At 59.8% G+C, this 18,581-nt stretch carries 16 protein-coding genes; 4 read left to right on the top strand and 12 right to left on the bottom strand.

Features of this window, described 5'->3' with window-relative positions; genetic code table 11:
* Positions 1–115 precede the first annotated feature (115 nt).
* Positions 116–1,453 (top strand): aspartate aminotransferase family protein, encoded by a 1,338-nt coding sequence (locus ABLU96_RS00155; protein WP_038424195.1) that lies wholly within the window; start codon positions 116–118, stop codon positions 1,451–1,453.
* 108 nt (positions 1,454–1,561) lie between these two features.
* On the opposite strand, the gene ABLU96_RS00150 is transcribed toward ABLU96_RS00155, so the two are convergent.
* The 5 genes from ABLU96_RS00150 to ABLU96_RS00130 all read right to left on the bottom strand — a co-directional run bounded on the left by ABLU96_RS00150 (position 1,562) and on the right by ABLU96_RS00130 (position 6,697).
* Complete coding sequence (locus ABLU96_RS00150; protein WP_025107055.1) at positions 1,562–2,266, bottom strand: ABC transporter ATP-binding protein; 705 nt, start codon at positions 2,264–2,266, stop codon at positions 1,562–1,564.
* The gene (locus ABLU96_RS00145; RefSeq protein WP_046876883.1) at positions 2,253–3,089 is read right to left on the bottom strand and encodes an ABC transporter ATP-binding protein; all 837 of its coding nucleotides are present in this window, start codon (positions 3,087–3,089) and stop codon (positions 2,253–2,255) included. The genes ABLU96_RS00150 and ABLU96_RS00145 overlap by 14 nt, the downstream gene beginning before the upstream one ends.
* On the bottom strand, positions 3,082–3,915 hold the full coding sequence (locus ABLU96_RS00140; RefSeq protein ID WP_064406577.1) for an ABC transporter permease: 834 nt from the start codon (positions 3,913–3,915) through the stop codon (positions 3,082–3,084). Before ABLU96_RS00140 ends, ABLU96_RS00145 begins: the two co-directional genes overlap by 8 nt.
* Positions 3,915–4,964, bottom strand: a complete 1,050-nt coding sequence (locus tag ABLU96_RS00135; protein WP_048263530.1) for an ABC transporter permease — start codon at positions 4,962–4,964, stop codon at positions 3,915–3,917. Before ABLU96_RS00135 ends, ABLU96_RS00140 begins: the two co-directional genes overlap by 1 nt.
* A gap of 164 nt (positions 4,965–5,128) precedes the next feature.
* The gene (locus tag ABLU96_RS00130) at positions 5,129–6,697 is read right to left on the bottom strand and encodes an ABC transporter substrate-binding protein (protein ID WP_064406579.1); all 1,569 of its coding nucleotides are present in this window, start codon (positions 6,695–6,697) and stop codon (positions 5,129–5,131) included.
* Positions 6,698–6,906: 209 nt separating this feature from the next.
* Between ABLU96_RS00130 and ABLU96_RS00125 the strand changes: the two genes are divergently transcribed.
* Entirely contained in the window at positions 6,907–7,602 is a 696-nt protein-coding gene (locus ABLU96_RS00125; protein ID WP_049084278.1) for a GNAT family protein, read from the top strand.
* Positions 7,603–7,653: 51 nt separating this feature from the next.
* On the opposite strand, the gene betA is transcribed toward ABLU96_RS00125, so the two are convergent.
* The 3 genes from betA to betI are packed head-to-tail and all read right to left on the bottom strand — an operon-like array spanning position 7,654 to position 11,409.
* Positions 7,654–9,318: a choline dehydrogenase gene (gene betA / locus ABLU96_RS00120; protein ID WP_014837759.1), complete on the bottom strand. Its 1,665-nt coding sequence runs from the start codon at positions 9,316–9,318 to the stop codon at positions 7,654–7,656.
* A gap of 14 nt (positions 9,319–9,332) precedes the next feature.
* Positions 9,333–10,805 (bottom strand): betaine-aldehyde dehydrogenase, encoded by a 1,473-nt coding sequence (gene betB / locus ABLU96_RS00115; RefSeq protein ID WP_064406580.1) that lies wholly within the window; start codon positions 10,803–10,805, stop codon positions 9,333–9,335.
* A gap of 10 nt (positions 10,806–10,815) precedes the next feature.
* Complete coding sequence (gene betI / locus ABLU96_RS00110; RefSeq protein ID WP_032693526.1) at positions 10,816–11,409, bottom strand: transcriptional regulator BetI; 594 nt, start codon at positions 11,407–11,409, stop codon at positions 10,816–10,818.
* A 128-nt stretch (positions 11,410–11,537) separates the two neighbouring features.
* Between betI and betT the strand changes: the two genes are divergently transcribed.
* Both betT and ABLU96_RS00100 read left to right on the top strand, forming a co-directional pair.
* Entirely contained in the window at positions 11,538–13,571 is a 2,034-nt protein-coding gene (betT, locus tag ABLU96_RS00105; RefSeq protein WP_025107047.1) for a choline BCCT transporter BetT, read from the top strand.
* Positions 13,572–13,793: 222 nt separating this feature from the next.
* Positions 13,794–13,946 carry a Hok/Gef family protein gene (locus ABLU96_RS00100; protein ID WP_004130292.1) on the top strand — a complete coding sequence of 51 codons (153 nt, stop codon included), beginning with the start codon at positions 13,794–13,796 and terminating at the stop codon, positions 13,944–13,946.
* A gap of 194 nt (positions 13,947–14,140) precedes the next feature.
* On the opposite strand, the gene ABLU96_RS00095 is transcribed toward ABLU96_RS00100, so the two are convergent.
* The 4 genes from ABLU96_RS00095 to ABLU96_RS00080 form a co-directional block, all read right to left on the bottom strand.
* A complete protein-coding gene (locus tag ABLU96_RS00095; protein WP_064358087.1) occupies positions 14,141–14,926 on the bottom strand; it encodes an SDR family oxidoreductase in 786 nt (261 codons plus the stop codon).
* Between the two features lie 179 nt (positions 14,927–15,105).
* Positions 15,106–15,903 (bottom strand): SDR family oxidoreductase, encoded by a 798-nt coding sequence (locus tag ABLU96_RS00090; protein WP_014228342.1) that lies wholly within the window; start codon positions 15,901–15,903, stop codon positions 15,106–15,108.
* Positions 15,904–15,963: 60 nt separating this feature from the next.
* Entirely contained in the window at positions 15,964–17,019 is a 1,056-nt protein-coding gene (locus ABLU96_RS00085; protein WP_004848640.1) for an ABC transporter permease, read from the bottom strand.
* 17 nt (positions 17,020–17,036) lie between these two features.
* The gene (locus ABLU96_RS00080) at positions 17,037–18,581 is read right to left on the bottom strand and encodes a sugar ABC transporter ATP-binding protein (RefSeq protein WP_014228343.1); all 1,545 of its coding nucleotides are present in this window, start codon (positions 18,579–18,581) and stop codon (positions 17,037–17,039) included.

Below are 18,581 nucleotides of genomic sequence, written 5' to 3'. Positions count from 1 at the left end.
GGCGCGCGGCGATGTGACACGGTGTCACATCATTTTCGCCTGACTGGCTCTATCCGTTTCTCCCCCGCACGGCCAATGATGAGGCCAACAACAACGACATGAGAGAGGGCAGGGTATGAAGCTGGCACTACAGAACGAGGTAGCGATAAGCAATGATGAAGTTCGGCAGCTGGATCGCGCTTATGTGTTTCATTCATGGTCGATGCAGGGCAATTTACATCCGCTGGTGATCGCCGGGGCAAAAGGCTGCGAGCTGTGGGATTACGAAGGCAATACTTACCTGGATTTCAGCAGCCAGCTGGTCAACGTCAACATTGGCTATCAGCATCCTCGCGTGCTGGCGGCGATGAAAGCCCAGCTGGAAGAGCTGGTGACCATCGCGCCCGCCACAGCCAACCTCGCCCGCGGCGAAGCGGCGAAGCGGATTGTCGAGCTGGCGCCGGAAGGCTTTAGCAAAGTGTTCTTCACCAACGCCGGCGCCGACGCTAACGAGAACGCCATCCGTATGGCGCGGCTCTATACCGGGCGCGATAAAGTGCTCTCCGCCTATCGCTCCTATCACGGCAATACCGGCAGCGCGATTGCCGCCACCGGCGACTGGCGCCGCGTGCCGAATGAGTATTCACGCGGTCACGTGCACTTCTTTAATCCCTATCTCTACCGCAGCGAATTTAACGCCACGACGGAAGAGGAGGAGTGCCAGCGCGCGCTGGCCCATCTGCGGCGGATGATTGAGTGCGAAGGCCCGAACGCGATAGCCGCGATTCTGCTGGAGTCGATTCCGGGCACCGCCGGGATTCTTGTCCCGCCGGAGGGCTATATGCAGGGCGTGCGGGCGCTGGCCGACGAGTTTGGCATTGTGCTGATCCTCGATGAAGTGATGGCCGGTTTTGGTCGTACCGGGAGCTGGTTCGCCTTCGAGCAGGATGGCGTGGTGCCGGATCTGGTGACTTTCGCCAAAGGGGTTAACGCCGGCTACGTCCCGGCCGGCGGCGTGCTGATTAGCGAGCCAATCGCCCGCTACTTTGATGACCATTTCTTTGCCGGGGGGCTGACCTATTCCGGCCATCCGCTGGCGATGGCGGCGATTGTCGCCACCATTGACGCGATGAAGGAAGAGAAGGTGGTGGAGAACGCGGCGACCATCGGCAACGAAGTGCTGCGTCCGGGGCTGGAAGCGCTGGCGGAGAAGCACGCGATTATCGGCAACGTGCGCGGCCGCGGTCTGTTCCAGGCGCTGGAGCTGGTCAGCAGCCGCGAGCGGAAAACTCCGCTGACCGCTGCCGATATGGCGGCCATTAAAGGCGCGTTAACCGAAGCCGGCCTGCTGGCGTTTGTGGTGGAGAACCGCATTCACGTGGTGCCGCCGTGCACCATCAGCGCCGAACAGGTGGCAAAAGGGCTGGCGATTTTTGATGCGGTATTCGCCCGCTTCGCGAGCCTGGCGAAATAAGGGGATGATTTCCCGGGTCGCGGCGTAAATGCCTTACCCGGGCGACCTTCTCGCAGATGGCGGCGAACCCGTAGCCCCGCTAAGCGTAGCGCGAGCGGGGGCGGGTTTTCAGCCTATCCGATGTTCGCCGTTCACCAGCGCTTCGCGGTCAAAGAAGCGCTGAATCACGCCTTCCGCCATAAACGCCGCCCGGTCCGACATATGGGCAATCACATCGGCATCGTGGCTGACCAGCAGATAGGTCATTCCGTGCTCCTGCTTTAGCCGATTGAGCAGATTCAGTATTTCCGCCTGCACCGACATATCCAGCGCCGACGTTGGCTCATCCAGCAGCAGAATCTTTGGCCGCAGCAGCAGCGCGCGAGCAATCGCCACCCGCTGGCGCTGGCCGCCGGAAAGCTGGTGCGGATAGCGGCGCGCGGCGTCGGCAGGCAGCCCCACCTCTTGCAGGGCGGTGGACACCCGATGTTCGATCTCGCCGATAGCGTGAATTTTCAGCGGCTCCGCCAGCGTGCGCCATAGCGTATGATTGGGATGCAGCGAAGCGTACGGGTCCTGAAACACCATCTGTACGTTGCGCCGCAGCTCGCCCTGAAAACGCAGGCCCGGCGTAATGGCCTTATCAAACAGTTCAACGCGGCCGCGCCAGTCCCGCTGCAGCCCGGCTAATACCCGCAGAATCGTTGATTTTCCGCAGCCGGATGCGCCGATCAGGCTGAACGTTTCTCCCGCGTCAACGGCAAAGCTGGCGGCGGACACCGCGGTTTTTTCGCCAAAAATAACCTGTAAATCCTTGAGATTAACGACCGCCATGCGCCGCCTCCGTCAAGTTCAGGGTTCGGTCGAGGGTCGGCAGCATCTGACCGTAAGTTTGCGCGGCCGGGCGACAGGTCCAGAGCGTACGGGTGTAGGGATGCGTCGCCGTCGGCAGATCTCGCGCCGCCATCTCATCGACCTTTTCCCCTTGATACAGGACCAGCACCCGCTGGCAGTGCTCGGCCACCAGCGGCAGGTCGTGGCTAATCAACAGCATCGCCATCCGCCGCTGTTCGCACTGCTCTACCAGCAGTTCGAGGATCTGATTGCGCAGCCGGGCATCGAGGGCTGAAGTGGGCTCATCGGCGATCAGCACCTGCGGATTATTGAGCAGCGCAAGGGCAATCATCACCCGCTGGCCCATCCCGCCGGAGAGTTCGCCTGGATAACGGTTGAGCACCGGTAAATCCAGACCGACGGCGGCAACGGCGGCTTTGACCGCCTCCAGCCGCGCGCGGCGGCTAAGGCGCTGATGCAGAGTTAATGCCTCTTCCAACTGCGCCTGAATGCTTTTTACCGGATTGAGCGCGTAGCGCGGGTCCTGCAGCACCATCGCTATATCGTTGCCGCGTAGCTCGCGCCAGCCGCGGTCGCGAAGGGTTAATGCGTCGCGCCCCAGCACGTTGAGCGCCTCGGCGCTGACGACGCCGGGCCGGCGTACCAGCCCCATCAGGGCGCGGGCGGTCATGGATTTACCGGAGCCGGATTCGCCGACCAGCGCCAGCCGCTCGTTGCCGAGCGTGAAGCTTAAATGGTCCACCACTCTGGCGGTGGGATAGTCGATGGTCAGTCCCTGAACGATCAGGCGAGTATCAGTCATGTTGCGGCTCCAGAACGTCGCGCAGGCCATCGCCCAGCAGGTTAAACGCCAGGCTGGCGATCAGGATAACGGCGCCAGGGGCGGCGGCGATCCACCACTGGTCGAAAATGACCTGCATGCCGTCGGCGATCATCGCGCCCCATTCCGCCATTGGCGGGCGGGCGCCGAGGCCAAGGAAGCCGAGACCGGCAGCGGCGAGAATAATCCCGGCTAGATCCAGCGCCAGCCGGACGATGGCCGAGGGCAGGCAGAGCGGCAGAATATGGCCAATCAGCAGACGCCAGCCGCGAATGCCCATCATCTCCGCCGCCGCCAGATAGTCGCTATGGCGCAAGCGCTGAATTTCGCTGCGCGCCTGACGGGCGTAAGCGGGCCAGGTCGTCAGCGCCAGCGCCAGGGCGCCGTTCACCAGGCCCGGGCCGAGCATCGCGACAAACGCGAAGGCCAGAATCAGCCGCGGCATCGACATTACCACGTCGGTAAAACGCATCAGCACGCGTTCCAGCCAGCCGCCATAATAGCCGGACAGGATCCCCACCAGCAGACCGGCGGGGAGCGTAATCGCCGTCACCAGCGCGACCAGCCCCAGCGCCGGACGGGCGCCGAAAATCAGCCTTGAGAGAAGATCGCGGCCGTAGCTGTCGGTGCCGAGCCAGTGCCGCGGGCCCGGACCCTGCAGCCGCGCGGCGGCGTCCTGCCAGTTCGGGTCGAGCGGAGCCAGCCAGGGCGCAAAGAGCGCAATCAGCAGGAGTAACGTAATGATGATCAGGCCGCAAAAGGCGGCGTGAGAGCGGCGCAGGCGGCGTAAAAACAGATAGCCCGGCATCAGCGTATCCTCGGGTCGGTCAGCCGCACCAGCAGGTCGGTGAGGTGATTAATCAGCACAAAGCTCGCGCCGATCAGCAGCGTACCGCCCATGATAGCCGTGGTATCGCCGGCAAAGAGCGCGGTAGTCAGATAGCGGCCAATTCCCGGCCAGGAGAAGACGGTTTCGGTCAGCACCGCGCCTTCCAGCATGGCGGTATAGGCCAGGGCGATCACCGTTAATAGCGTGCCGCGAATGTTCGGCAACACGTGGCGCAGCAGGATGGTCAGCTCGCTGGCCCCTTTGGCGCGCGCCAGCAGGATGTACTCTTTGTTCATTTCGCTCAGGCAGGCGGAACGGGTCAGGCGAGTGATGCTCGCCAGAGAATAATAGGCCAACAGCAGCACCGGCAGCAGCAGGTGCCCGGCGGCGTTTTTAACCGCCTCTTTATCACCCGAGAGCCAGGTATCAATGAGCGCAAAGCCGGTGCGCGGTTCGACGGTATACTGATAGATATCGTCCAGCCGCCCCGGCCCCGGCGTCCACTGCAGTTTGGCGTAAAACAGCGCCAGCATCAGCAGACCGAGCCAGAAGATCGGCACCGAGTTGCCGAGCAGCGTAAAGGTGCGCATCGCCAGATCCCACGGCGAGCCGACGTAGCGGGCGCAGAGAACGCCTGCGATAACGCCCGACAGCGCGCCGATAATCAGCGCCAGCGTGGCCAGTTCGAGGGTGGCCGGGAACGCGGCAAGCAGGTCGTGCAGCACCGGCTGGCCGGTTGAGCTGGCGATACCGAGATCGCCGTGGGCGAGATTCACCAGATAGCGCCAGAACTGCAGCGGCAACGGCTGGTCGAGGCCGAGCTGGTGACGTACCTGATCATAGGTGGACTGACTGGCGTGGTCGCCGACGATTTGCAGCACCCGATCAACCGGCGACAGCGCCGAGAGCGCAAAGGTCACCAGCAGCAGACCGAGCAGCGTCAGGGCCAGCGTCAGCAGTCCCTGAAACAGCGCGAGCAGGGGGCGTTTTGCGCGCCGCTCTGCTCGGGGGGGTAACACAGCAGACATGGTTATTCCGTTGGTAAAAAGTACAGTGTTATCAGCTGGCGCGATCTGTTGTTGTAGCCCGGTCAGCGCAGCGCCACCGGGAAAACATAAGGTATCGGGGCCTGCGTTCCCGGAGGCGGCGCGTTGCGCCTGTCCGGGCTACCTGATCGTACCTGCCCCAGGCGTTATTTGGTTACCCGGTCATACCAGACCATATCGGCATTGAGACCCTGCTGATAACCTTTCACGTTATCGCGAACCACAATCTGGGTTTTACCCTGATCGATAAACACGTAAGGCGAACTGCGCTGCAGCGCCTCCTGCATGTTTTTATACAGATCCAGGCGCTTCGCTGCGTCCGGCTCGGCAACTGCCGCCAGGGTCGCTTTATTCAGCTCCGGGATCTGCCAGCCGTTTAGCCCGGCGACGGTACTGGATTTACCGTCGTTGTACGCAAAGGCGCTGGCGTTAGAGTGGGCATCGAAATAGTCAGGGATCCACAGCCGAATCGCCGCCTGATGCTGTTTGGCGCGCACGCGAGCATAGACCTGGCTACCCGCGGCCGGCAGCAAATCCACCTTCACGCCGCCCTGGGCGAAGCTCGCCTGCATCGACTGGGCGATGGTGATAAACGGCGGCTTGTTTTCGACGTCGAGGGTGAAATGCGCCTCTTTGATGCCCGCTTTAGCGAGGATGTCTTGGGCTTTTTGCGGGTTGAATGTAAACGGGTTATTGTCCAGCGCGCCCGGCAGGCCGACCGGCAGGAAGCTCTGATGGACGAAATATTGCCCCTTCAGCAAATCTTTCGTGATGCCGTTGTAATCTACCAGCCAGCGCGCCGCTTCCCAGAAGGCCGGGTTTTTCAGCAGCGGGTTGGCGCTGTTGCCGGTATTAAAGACCAGATAGTTCTGCTCAGCGGAAGGGATGCTGAGGACCTTGACGCCCGGTTTACCCTGTAGAGCCGCAATCTGGTCGGCGCCGAGATCGCGCGCCACGTCGGCATCACCCTGCTGGATGAGAAGACGACGTGAGGCCGGGTCCGGAACGTTCTTAATAATGATGCTTTTCAGCTTCGGCGCGCCGCCGGGTGCGCTGCTGTTGGCCTCCAGCACGATGGCCTGATGCGGCTGATAGACCCGCATTTTATACGCGCCGCTGCCCGCCGAGTGCATTTTCAGCCAGCCGTTACCGAAGTCGTTATCTTTGGCGTTCGGGGCGACCTGTTTCTCATCGACGATAGAGGCGATCGGCGTGGAGAGAATATTCAGCGCCACCGCCGGGCTGACGTCGGCGGTCCAGCGTAGCTCCAGGGTATGGTCGTCTAGCTTCTTCAGCTGGCTGGCGATGTTATCCGGCTGCCAGCCGAGGACGTTAAGAATAAACGCCGGCGATTTGTTCAGGATGACCGCGCGGGTGTACGAGTAAATGACATCTTCCGGGCGCAGCGGGTTACCGGAGGCGAATTTGGCGTCGGGCTTTAGCTTAATGGTCAGGGTTTTCGCCGCCGGATCGGCCTGCCAGCTTTCGGCCAGGATCGGGGTGATTTTTTCAGGGTTATCGCGGTCCGGCTGCACCAGGCGCTGATAAAGGCTCGGTACCGTCTGGATGCTCGAGAGCTCGTTGGCTTCCGCCGGGTCGAGGCTGACGATATCGTCGAGGCCCTGCGCGACCACCAGGGTCCCCGGCGGCGTGGCGGCGTCAACGGCGGCGGATAACGCGGCGAGCACCAGCAGCGGCAGCAGTTTTTTAGTCATATGCGATCCCTGAAAAAAGTTATTGTGATTATTGATGTTTCGCTACGTTAGGCCGCTTAATTACGGGCGTAAAGTCAAAGATCGGCTAAGTTTATGCTTAAAAAGCATAAGCAAGACCAAGGGGTTATGACGATCGATCGTACCGGGCATCTTCCGGCCATTCGCCTTTCTTGATATAACAATTTGATAACACTACGGGAGATATAAGCGTGCCGGAAATTAATGAATTTGGTCAGCAGGTCAACGATCGCGTGCCAGGGTGGCAGGGCGCGGGACTTCTGCGCCGCACGGCGTTAAATGGCCGCTTTTGCCGGCTGGAGCCGCTGGATACCGAGCGGCATGCGGCGGATCTGTTTGCCGCCTATGCCCTCGGCGACGACAGCGACTGGACCTGGCTTGCCAGCAACTGTCCACAGAGCGTGGAGTCAACGGCGAACTGGATCACCGGTAAGGTTATGGACGACGGGCTGGTGCCGTATGCGGTTATCGATTTGCGCGCCGAGCGAGCCGTCGGGCTGGTCAGCTATATGGCGATTGAGCGGGCGATGGGCACGGTGGAGATAGGGCACGTCACCTGGTCGCGGGCGATGAAAAATACGCCGCTCGGGACCGAGGCGGTGTGGCTGCTGCTGCAAAATGGTTTTGCTCACGGCTATCGTCGGCTGGAGTGGAAGTGCGATTCGATGAATCTCGCCTCCCGCCGCGCCGCCGACCGGCTGGGGTTTACCTGGGAGGGGCGTCTTCGTCAGAGGATGGTGCGCAAAGGACGCACCCGCGATAGCGATATGCTGTCGATTATCGATAGCGAATGGCCCGCGCGCGACGCGGCGCTGCGGGCGTGGCTGGCGCCGGAGAACTTTGATGCTGATGGACGGCAGCTAAAGCGGCTGGAAGATTTTCGCTAGTTTTTCCTCACCCTAACCCTCTCCCGCAGGGAGAGGGGCGGGGGCTTACTCTTACCGGCGAACCGGCGCGCCGTTCGCCACGTAATACGCCGCGGTGCTCTTCGGCAGCGGCTGACGGCCGCGAATGGCGTCAGCCATTTTTTCGCCAATCATGATGGTGGTCGCGTTAAGGTTGCCGGTAATAATCTGCGGCATAATCGAGGCGTCGACCACGCGCAGGCCCTCCAGCCCGTGAACCCGACCTTCGCCATCCACCACCGCCATCTCGTCGTAGCCCATTTTACAGGTGCCGCACGGATGGAAGGCGGTTTCCGCATGATTGCGCACAAACTCATCCAGCTCGGCATCGCTCTGGCACTCCGCCCCCGGACTGATCTCCCGGCCGCGATAGTTATCCAGCGCCGGCTGATGCATGATTTCGCGGGTAATGCGAATCGCGTCGCGGAACTCCTGCCAGTCCTGTTCGCTGGACATATAGTTAAACAGAATCGCCGGATGTTCGTGCGGGTCGCGCGACTTCAGACGCACGTGGCCGCGGCTTGGGGAGCGCATGGAGCCGACGTGGCACTGGAATCCGTGCTCTTTCACCGCGTTTGAGCCGTTGTAGTTAATCGCGACCGGCAGGAAGTGGTACTGAATATTCGGCCACGCAAAGGCTTCCCGGCTGCGAATAAATCCGCCCGCTTCAAACTGGTTGCTGGCGCCGATGCCGGTCCCGCCGAACAGCCATTCGGCGCCGATTTTCGGCTGGTTCCACCACTGCAGCGCCGGGTAGAGCGACACCGGCTCTTTACATTCGTACTGCAGATACATCTCCAGATGATCCTGCAGGTTCTCGCCGACGCCGGGCAGGGCGTGAACCAGCGGAATATCGAACTGGCGCAACAGTTCCGGGCTGCCGACGCCGGAGCGCTGCAGGATTTGCGGCGAAGCGATGGCGCCCGCGCAGAGCAGCACTTCTTTACTGGCGGTGGCGTTTGACGGCGCCGTGCTGTCGCCCTCCAGCCACTCGACGCCGACGGCGCGTTTGCCGGCAAAAATAATGCGATCGGTCAGCGCATGGGTGCGAATGGTCAGATTGGGTCGCGCGCGCGCCTGGTCGAGATAACCGCGCGCGGTACTGGCGCGGCGTCCCTGCGGCGTCACGGTACGATCCATGGGGCCAAACCCTTCCTGCTGGTAGCCGTTAAGATCGTCGGTGCGCGGGTAGCCGGCCTGTACGCCGGCTTCAATCATCGCGTGGAACAGCGGATTGTTGCCCTGCTTTGGCGTGGTGACGCTGACCGGGCCGTCGCCGCCGTGGTAGTCGTTGGCGCCAATATCGCGGGTTTCCGCTTTGCGGTAGTAGGGCAGGCAGTCGAGGTAGCTCCAGTGCTCAAGCCCCGGCGCCGAGGCCCAGTTATCGAGATCCATAGCGTTGCCGCGGATATAGCACATGCCGTTGATTAACGAGGACCCGCCGAGGCCCTTACCGCGTCCGCACTCCATGCGGCGATTGTTCATATGCGGTTCAGGCTCGGTCTCGTAGGCCCAGTTATAGCGCCGACCCTGTAGAGGAAAGGCCAGCGCGGCGGGCATCTGGGTGCGGAAGTCGAAACGGTAATCCGGGCCGCCCGCTTCCAGCAGCAGGACGGTGGTCTGGGGATCTTCCGTCAGTCGTGTAGCCAGTACGTTGCCGGCGGAACCGGCACCAATAATAATGTAGTCAAACTGCAAAAATGACCTCCTGGTTAAAATATGGATTGAAACTGACCCATCTCAACCTGGATGGATTTTATCTGGGTGTAGCTGTGCAGCGTCTGCACGCCGTTTTCGCGGCCAATCCCGGAGTGCTTGTAGCCGCCGACCGGCATCTCCGCCGGGGATTCGCCCCAGGTGTTGATCCAGCAGATCCCGGCCTCCAGCCGATGAATCAGGCGATGGGCGCGGTTTAAATCCGGCGTGACGACGCCGGCGGCGAGGCCGTATTCGGTGGCGTTGGCGCGGCGAACCGCTTCTTCCTCATCGTCGTAGCTCAGAATCGACATCACCGGGCCGAAGATCTCTTCGCGGACGATGGTCATCTGGTCATCGCAGTCGGTAAACACCGTCGGGGCGACCCACGCGCCTCGGTCGAAGCCTTCGCCTTTCAGCACCTCGCCGCCGCAGAGCAGGCGCGCGCCTTCTTGCTTGCCGATCGCGATGTAGCGCAGCACGTTATCGCGGTGCGGGAAGCTCACCAGCGGCCCGAAGTTGGTGCTTTCAGCAAACGGATCGCCGGGACGGATACGCGCCACGCGAGCGAGGATTTTCTCTTCAAACGCCGCCTTCAGGCGCGCCGGAACGAATACCCGGGTGCCGTTGGTGCAGACCTGTCCTGAACTATAGAAGTTAGCCATCATCGCGATGTCGGCGGCGAGGTCGAGGTTGGCGTCTTCGCAGACGATCAGCGGCGATTTACCGCCCAGCTCCATGGTGACTTCCTTCAGCGAGGAGGCGGCGGAGTTGGCCATCACTTTTTTGCCGCTGGCGACGCCGCCGGTAAAGGAGATTTTGGCGATGTCCGGGTGCTCGGTAAGATACTGGCCGGTTTCGGCGCCGATGCCCGGCAGCACGTTAAATACCCCCGCCGGCAGTCCCGCCTCGCGGTAAATTTCCGCCAGCTTCAGGGCGGTGAGCGGGGTGACTTCACTCGGCTTAAAGATCATCGCGTTACCGGCCGCCAGCGCCGGGGCTGATTTCCACAAGGCGATCTGGATCGGGTAGTTCCAGGCGCCGATCCCGGCGACGACGCCCAGCGGTTCCCGGCGGGTGTAGACGAATGCACTGTCGCGCAGCGGGATCTGGCTCCCTTCCAGCGCCGGGATCAGGCCCGCGTAGTACTCCAGCACATCGGCGCCGGTGACGATATCGACGGCGGCGGTTTCGCTCAGCGGTTTGCCGGTATCGAGAGTCTCCAGACGCGCCAGTTCATCGTTGCGATCGCGCAGAATATCGACCGCTTTACGCAGAATGCGCGAACGTTCCATGGCGCTCATCGCCGCCCAGATTTTTTGCCCTTTTTGGGCGCTCTTTACCGCCCGGTCGACGTCTTCGCGGCCGGCGGCCTGGACGGTCGCCAGCACTTCCCCGCTGGCGGGGTTAATCGTCTCGAAGGTTTTACCGCTGGTGGCGGAAACATAACCACCGTCGATGTAAAGCTGCTGTTCGGCCATTCGGGACATGGGTCCTCCATTAGTGAGAAGTCGGTGGCAGATATTGGCTGATGAAGTGCTCGGCGAGCGTTTCGGCGCGGGCTTTATCCAGCGGTTTACCGCTCAGCGCCGCGCGTAGCCACAGCCCGTCGATCAGCGCGGCGAGACCGTATCCGGCCTCCTGCGCCTCTTCGCGCGGCAGGGCGCGCTGAAACTCATAGACGATATTCGACAGCAGTCGCCGGCTGCTGACCTGCTGCAGGCGATAGAGCATCGGCTGATGCATGCTGCTGGCCCAAAAGGCGAGCCAGGCCTTCATTGCCGCGCTGCTTATCTGGCTGTCGTCGAAGTTTCCCGCCACGATGGCGCGCAGGCGTTCCTGCGGGCCGGCGCCGGGCAGGGCGTGCAGACGGCCCAACACCGCCTGGCGCAGCTGGCCGGTGATATCGCGCATCGTCGCTTCCAGCAGCCCGTTCTTATCCTTGAAATAGTGGCTGATGATGCCGGTTGATACGCCAGCCCTCCGGGCGATCTGCGCGATGGTGGCATCGTGCATTCCCACTTCATTGATGGCGGCCAGGGTGGCGTCAATCAGCTGCCGCTGCCGTATCGGTTGCATCCCCAGTTTGGGCATTTCTCAGACTCCATTCATCAGCTTTGTTTATCTATTAAAGCGGTTTTTGATTGGACGTTCAATATAAAATGTGTCTTAATTGTTGCCGATTTTGGTTCTAATAGTTGCAAAAACAGTAAGGAGAATGGATGACAGACCTTTCGCCGAGCAGAGAAAAGGACAAAATCAATCCGGTGGTTTTTTACACTTCCGCCGGACTGATTTTGTTGTTTTCCCTGATGACTCTCTTCTTCAGCGATTTTTCCGCGGCCTGGATTGGCCGTACCCTGAACTGGGTTTCCCGCACCTTTGGCTGGTACTATTTGCTCGCCGCGACGCTCTATATCGTGTTTGTTGTGTGCATCGCCTGCTCGCGTTTCGGTTCGGTGAAGCTCGGGCCGGAACATTCGAAGCCGGAGTTTAGCGTGCTCAGCTGGGCGGCAATGCTGTTCGCCGCCGGTATCGGTATCGACCTGATGTTTTTCTCCGTCGCCGAACCGGTGACCCAGTATATGCAGCCGCCGGAAGGGGCGGGGCAGACCATGGAGGCGGCGCGCCAGGCGATGGTGTGGACGCTGTTTCACTACGGGCTGACCGGCTGGTCGATGTATGCCCTGATGGGGATGGCGCTGGGATACTTTAGCTATCGTTATAATTTACCCCTGACCATCCGCTCCGCGCTCTATCCGATCTTCGGCAAAAAGATTAATGGCCCAATCGGCCACAGCGTGGATATCGCCGCCGTTATCGGCACCATTTTTGGTATTGCCACCACGCTCGGGATTGGCGTGGTGCAGCTAAACTACGGCCTCAACGTGCTGTTTGATATTCCGGACTCGCTGGGCGCGAAAGCGGCGCTGATCGTGCTGTCGGTCATTATCGCCACCATCTCCGTGACCTCCGGGGTGGATAAAGGCATTCGTATTCTTTCCGAGCTTAACGTGGTGCTGGCCCTCGGGCTGATCCTGTTTGTCCTGTTTATGGGCGACACCGAGTTTCTGCTCAACGCGCTGGTGCTCAACGTTGGCGACTATGTGAATCGTTTTATGGGCATGACCCTGAACAGCTTCGCCTTCGATCGTCCGGTAGAGTGGATGAACAACTGGACCCTGTTCTTCTGGGCGTGGTGGGTGGCGTGGTCGCCGTTTGTCGGCCTGTTCCTGGCGCGTATTTCACGTGGACGCACCATTCGTCAGTTTGTGGTAGGAACGCTGATTATCCCGTTCACCTTTACCCTGCTGTGGCTGTCGGTGTTCGGCAATAGCGCGCTGTATGAAATCATCCACGGCAATGCGGCCTTCGCCGCCGAGGCGGTCGCCCACCCGGAGCGCGGCTTCTATAACCTGCTGGCGCAGTATCCGGCGTTTACCTTTAGCGCTTCGGTGGCAACGATTACCGGCCTGCTGTTCTATGTGACCTCCGCGGATTCCGGGGCGCTGGTGCTGGGTAACTTCACCTCGAAGCTGAAGGATATCAACAGCGATGCGCCAAACTGGCTGCGGATCTTCTGGTCGGTGGTTATCGGCCTGCTGACCCTCGGGATGCTGATGACTAACGGCATTTCCGCCCTGCAGAACGCGACGGTGATTATGGGGCTGCCGTTTAGCTTCGTGATCTTCTTCGTGATGGCGGGATTGTACAAGTCGCTGAAGGTCGAGGATTATCGCCGCGAGAGCGCCAACCGCGACACCGCTCCGCGACCGCTCGGCGTGCAGGATCGCCTGAGCTGGAAGAAGCGCCTGTCGCGGCTGATGAACTATCCCGGCACGCGCTATACCCGCCAGATGATGGAGACGGTGTGCTTCCCGGCGATGGAAGAGGTGGCGCAGGAGCTGAAGCTGCGCGGCGCTTACGTCGAGCTGAAAAGCCTGCCGCCGGAAGAGGGAGACAGCCTGGGCCATCTTGACCTGCTGGTGCATATGGGCGACGAGCAGAACTTTGTTTATCAGATCTGGCCGCAGCAGTACTCCATTCCCGGCTTTACCTACCGGGCGCGCAGCGGGAAGTCGACCTACTATCGTCTGGAGACCTTCCTGCTGGAAGGGAGTCAGGGCAACGACCTGATGGACTACAGCAAAGAGCAGGTCATTACCGATATTCTTGACCAGTACGAGCGTCATTTGAACTTTATCCATCTGCATCGCGAAGCGCCGGGCAACAGCGTGACCTTCCCCGGAATGTAGGTCATCTAAACGTTTTCTGAAAAAGGATTGCGGCTGGTTAAATATACAGTGAATTGCGCAGGGAAGCGTATGATGGCGGCGGGTGCCTGAGGCTTTCTGCGTTCAGGCTTAGGTGAGGATTCAGAAAGACGAAGCCCCAGGAGATGTTCCCATCAACCTGAGGCTCACGATCCAACCCTAGCACGTTGGATAGTAGCCTCTTCTTCGCATGGAGGCAACGAGATGCTGACAAAATACGCCCTGGTGGCAATCATCGTGCTGTGTCTGACAGCGCTGGGATTGACGTTAATGGTGCGCGATTCGCTGTGCGAGCTGAGCATCAAAGAACGTAGTATGGAGTTCAAGGCCGTTCTCGCTTACGAAACGAAGAAGTAGCCGGTATGCGGGGAGCTATCCCCGCTTATCCGCAGGCTGGGTAAGGAACCTTAAGGCACCTTTTTTCTGCTTATGGGGGCAGGATGGACGGCGAGAGAACATCGACCGGTTAAAACAATCGCGCCGCCACCCTGCATACTGCTTCGCTGACGTTAACCTCACCCTTACCGGCATTTTTCTAAGCTAAATCCGTTCTACCAGCAGACAAAACCACCATCAACCACCAGGTCAACGCCGGTGCAGAACGAGGCGGCATCGCTGGAGAGGAACAGCGCCGGGCCGGCCATCTCCTCAACCTTCGCCATGCGCTGGATCGGCGTCTGGCTTTCGAATTCGCGGGTCTGATGAACCATCTCAGGGCGGGTGTTCATCGGCGTGGCGGTATAGCCGGGGCTGATGGAGTTGACCCGAATCCCTTTGCCGATCCACTCCATCGCCAGGCTTTTTGACAGGTGGATAACGCCCGCTTTAGAGCAGTTATAGTGCGCCTGATCGAGACCGCGGTTAACGATAATGCCGGACATCGAGGCGATATTAATAATCGAACCGCCGCCCGTTTCCTGCATCAGTTCGGCTTCCGCTTTGCAGGAGTTCCACACGCCGGTCAGGTTAATATCGATAACCCGCTGCCACTGCTCGGTTTCCATCTCCAGCGCCGGATTGGCGTTGGCAATCCCGGCGGCGTTGACGGCTATATCGAGGCGGCCAAAGCGGCTTTTCGCTAATGCCACGCCGGCGCGTAGGTCGCTAAGCTGGCGCACATCGCCGGTGTAGAAGCCGGCCTCTCCGCCGATGGCTTCAATATTTTTGACGGTTTCGGCGAGGCCGCCGTCTTCGCGGAGATCGAAGCAGACGACCCGAGCTCCCGCGCTGGCGAGCCCGTAAGCAATCATCTGGCCGATGCCGCTGCCCGCGCCGGTGACAAAGGCCACGCGGTCCTGCAGGTTAAACAGCTGTTGGGCAAAATCTTTTGCGATCATAGTCATTTCTCTCTAAAAAATATTCTTTAGCATGCCCGGTGTTGGCGTTCCCGGAGGCGGCGCGTTGCGCCTGTCCGGGCTACGGGGCTTGTGCCGTCGGGTAGCCCGGACAGGTGCGCAGCACCGCCTCCGGGACATGATTTGTGTAGCCTGACCTGAAAAATGCCAGGCTGGCGGCATTACGACATAATCAAGCCGCCATCGATATTGATGGTCTGCCCGGTGAGGTAGCGCGCGTCGTCGGAGGCGAGAAATGCCACCAGCCCGGCAACGTCTTCCGGTTTGCCGGCGCGCTTCATCGGAATGCCTTCGACCCACTCCGCCATCAGCTCGCCTTTACCGTAGCGCTTCTGCTCGGTGCTGAGGATTTCGCCCCAGACGCGGTCGTTGTAATCCCACATCTCGCTTTCGATAATGCCCGGACAGAAGGCGTTAACGGTGATATTCCACGGCGCCAGCTCGTGCGCCAGGCTTTGGGTGATGCCGATCACGCCCATTTTGCTGGCGGCATAGTGCGGGGTGTAGATAAAGCCCTGACGACCCTGGCCGGAAGAGGTGTTGATCAGGCTACCGTGGTTCTGCTTGACCATATATTTGGCGGCTTCGCGGCAGCACAGCCAGACGCCGGTGGTGTTAACGGCGAGCACTTTTTCAAAGTCGGCTTTCGGCATGCGATCGTAATAGTCGATGGTGATCACGCCTGCGTTCTGGATAGAGACGTCGATGGTGCCGAAACGCGCTGCCGCCTGCTCGTACAGCGACTGCACCTGCGCTTCGTCGGTCACATCAACCTGTAACGACAGGATGTCGGCCTGGTAGCGCTGGCGGAGGGTTTCCGCCGTTTCGTGGACGCGCTCGGCGTTAGAGACCATCACCAGATTCGCGCCGTCGCGCGCAAAGCGCTCGGCAATACCGGCACCAATTCCGCGGCAGGCGCCGGTGATAACAACCGTTTTGTTGTGGAAATTTCTTTGCATGTTTTTCATCCCTTATTGAAGCCGGACGGCAGTGCGTCCGGCGGGGTAATAAATAGGTGATTAACTGGTGGCGCCTGCCGCCGCCAGCTTCTCCTCATGGCGGCGCATCAGGATGACTTTGTTCTGCAGTTTCTGCTGGAACTGGTCGACGACGACGGCGGTGACGATAACCACCCCCTTAATGACCATCTGCCAGAAATCGCTGACCCCCATCATCACCATGCCGTCGGCGAGGAAGACGATGACGAACGCGCCAATGATTGATCCGGTTACCCGGCCGCGACCGCCCGCCAGCGCGGTTCCGCCGAGCACGGTGGCACCAATGGCGTCCATTTCGAACATATTGCCGGTCATCGGGTGCGCGGTTTGCAGCTGCGAGGCGACGATAAGGCCGACGAACGCTGAGCACAGGCCGGAGAAGGCGTAAACGAAGATTTTTGCCTTGACGATAGGCACGCCGGCCAGGCGTGCGGCGGATTCGTTACCGCCGATAGCGTAGATATAGCGGCCCAGCGGGGTTTTGGTGGTCAGCCAGTAGCCCAGCAGCAGGAAGCCGATCATCAGCCAGATTGGCAGATAGATGCCCAACAGCGTCCCGGATCCCAGCGTGGAGAAACCGGTGTTGCCCAGCGCTTCCATGCCGTTGAGGTTGGGGTAGGTGCTGCCGTCGTTGAACAGCAGCGCCGAGCCTCTGGCGACATACATCATGCCCAGGGTGCAGATAAAGGGTGCGACGCCGAAGCGGGTGATGACCGCGCCGTTAACGAAGCCAACCAGCACGCCGAAGAGCGCCACGCAGAGGATCACTTCCGGTACGTTGAAGAAGATAACGCTGCCGTTCCATAAGGGCAGGCCGTTGGTTAACAGCGCCCCGGCCACCATGCCGCAGATGCCAGCCACGGCGCCGACGGAGAGGTCGATACCGCCCGTCAGGATAACCAGCGTCATGCCGATGGCCAGCAGGCCGGTGATGGCCACGTGCTGGGTCATAATCAGCAGGTTAGATGTGGTCAGGAAATTCGGTACCATCACGCTGAAGAACGCGATAACCAGCAGCAGAGCGATGAACGTTCTGGCCTTCAGCAGGTACATATAAATCATATATTTCTGGTTCATGATGGGTTCCAGCCTGATTAATCTTGAGGTGTTGAAGCCGCGATTAATTTTTCGCGGGTCACCGCATGACGCGGTAAATCGGCGGTAATCCGACCGTCGGCCATGACCAGGATGCGATCCGCCAGCGCCATCACTTCATCCAGCTCCGATGAAGAGAACATCACTGCCAGACCCTGCTGGGCCATTTTGCCGATCAGATGATAAACGTCGGTTTTCGCGCCGACGTCGATACCGCGAGTGGGCTCATCGAGAAACACCACCTCCGGCTTCGTCATCAACGCCTTGCCGAGCACCACCTTTTGTTGGTTGCCGCCGCTGAGCGAGGTGACAGGCAGATCGGGGTCGCTCACCTTGATTGCCAGTTCGCGAATCATCTCTTTGACGCAGGCGATTTCTTTCTGCGGATTCAGCCATTTCCACGCCCGGCGAAATCCCTGCAGGCTGAAATCGGATAAGGTCATATTTGATTGAATCGACATCATCTGCACCACGCCTTCGCCCTGACGGTCTTCAGGCACCAGAGCCAGCCCTTTTTTCAGCCGCGCCTGGAACGGGGCCTTTTCGATATTTTCGCCGTTGAGATGGACGTTACCGCTCTGGCAGGGCATCAGGCCGACCAGGCCTTTAAACAGCTCCGTGCGTCCGGCGCCGAGCAGGCCGTAGATGCCGATCACTTCTCCCTTACTTAAGGTAAAGGTCACATCGTTGAGCTTATAGCCGCCGCTGGGGTGCAGCGCCGTCAGACCTTCAACGGCAAGGACCGCTTCGCCTTTCGGCGCCGGCCGGTAGTCGAAATGTTTTTTCTTATCGCCGACCATCTGTTCGATAATCCACGGAATACTGGCGTCGCTGACCTCGCGCTCGCTGATAAAGCGCCCGTCGCGGAAAATAGTGATGTGGTCGCCAATTTCCATCAGCTCTTCCAGACGGTGGGAAATATAGATAATGGTGACGCCGCGGCGTTTAAGCTGTTCGATCACGTTAAACAGGATTTTGACTTCCGACTGGCTGAGCGCGGAAGTGGGTTCATCCATAATTAATACCCGGGTGTCCTTAGAAAGCGCGCGCGCAATTTCCACCAGCTGCTGATGGCCAATGCCTAATTCGCCAAGCTGGGTGTAGGGATCGACATTCAGCTCCAGTCTTTCCAGTAATGATTTGGCTAACTCATATTGATATTTTTCGTTAATCTTCCCTTTTTGAAAGAATTCGTTAGCCATAAAAATATTATCCATGACGTTCATATTCGGGAATAAATTTAATTCCTGAAAAATGATGCTGATTCCCTGCTTTTCAGCCTGATGCGTCGAGCTAAGGGTCACCGGGGCGCCATCAAGAATAATTTGACCGGAAGAGGGTGTTTCAACGCCAGCAAGCATTTTCATCATGGTGGATTTACCCGCACCATTTTCACCGATCAGAACGTTTACTTTATTTCGATAGACCCGGTAATTCACGCTATCTAAGGCGACAACGCCCGGATAAACGCGAGATAATTCGCGAGTTTCGATAATAACTTCAGAGTCGACTGGTTGGGAATTGACGAGTTCTTGCCGCTGCAT

It is taken from the genome of Klebsiella sp. CN_Kp106 (assembly GCF_040064575.1).
GTDB lineage: Bacteria > Pseudomonadota > Gammaproteobacteria > Enterobacterales > Enterobacteriaceae > Klebsiella > Klebsiella michiganensis.
This window is presented reverse-complemented; position numbering and strand designations above follow the sequence as displayed.

Coding starts and splice junctions, on each gene's coding strand:
- ABLU96_RS00155 (WP_038424195.1), top strand. CDS start 116: ATGAAGCTGGCACTACAGAACGAGGTAGCGATAAGCAATGATGAAGTT.
- ABLU96_RS00150 (WP_025107055.1), bottom strand. CDS start 2,266: ATGGCGGTCGTTAATCTCAAGGATTTACAGGTTATTTTTGGCGAAAAA.
- ABLU96_RS00145 (WP_046876883.1), bottom strand. CDS start 3,089: ATGACTGATACTCGCCTGATCGTTCAGGGACTGACCATCGACTATCCC.
- ABLU96_RS00140 (WP_064406577.1), bottom strand. CDS start 3,915: ATGCCGGGCTATCTGTTTTTACGCCGCCTGCGCCGCTCTCACGCCGCC.
- ABLU96_RS00135 (WP_048263530.1), bottom strand. CDS start 4,964: ATGTCTGCTGTGTTACCCCCCCGAGCAGAGCGGCGCGCAAAACGCCCC.
- ABLU96_RS00130 (WP_064406579.1), bottom strand. CDS start 6,697: ATGACTAAAAAACTGCTGCCGCTGCTGGTGCTCGCCGCGTTATCCGCC.
- betB (WP_064406580.1), bottom strand. CDS start 10,805: ATGTCCCGAATGGCCGAACAGCAGCTTTACATCGACGGTGGTTATGTT.
- betI (WP_032693526.1), bottom strand. CDS start 11,409: ATGCCCAAACTGGGGATGCAACCGATACGGCAGCGGCAGCTGATTGAC.
- betT (WP_025107047.1), top strand. CDS start 11,538: ATGACAGACCTTTCGCCGAGCAGAGAAAAGGACAAAATCAATCCGGTG.
- ABLU96_RS00100 (WP_004130292.1), top strand. CDS start 13,794: ATGCTGACAAAATACGCCCTGGTGGCAATCATCGTGCTGTGTCTGACA.
- ABLU96_RS00095 (WP_064358087.1), bottom strand. CDS start 14,926: ATGATCGCAAAAGATTTTGCCCAACAGCTGTTTAACCTGCAGGACCGC.
- ABLU96_RS00090 (WP_014228342.1), bottom strand. CDS start 15,903: ATGCAAAGAAATTTCCACAACAAAACGGTTGTTATCACCGGCGCCTGC.
- ABLU96_RS00085 (WP_004848640.1), bottom strand. CDS start 17,019: ATGAACCAGAAATATATGATTTATATGTACCTGCTGAAGGCCAGAACG.
- ABLU96_RS00080 (WP_014228343.1), bottom strand. CDS start 18,581: ATGCAGCGGCAAGAACTCGTCAATTCCCAACCAGTCGACTCTGAAGTT.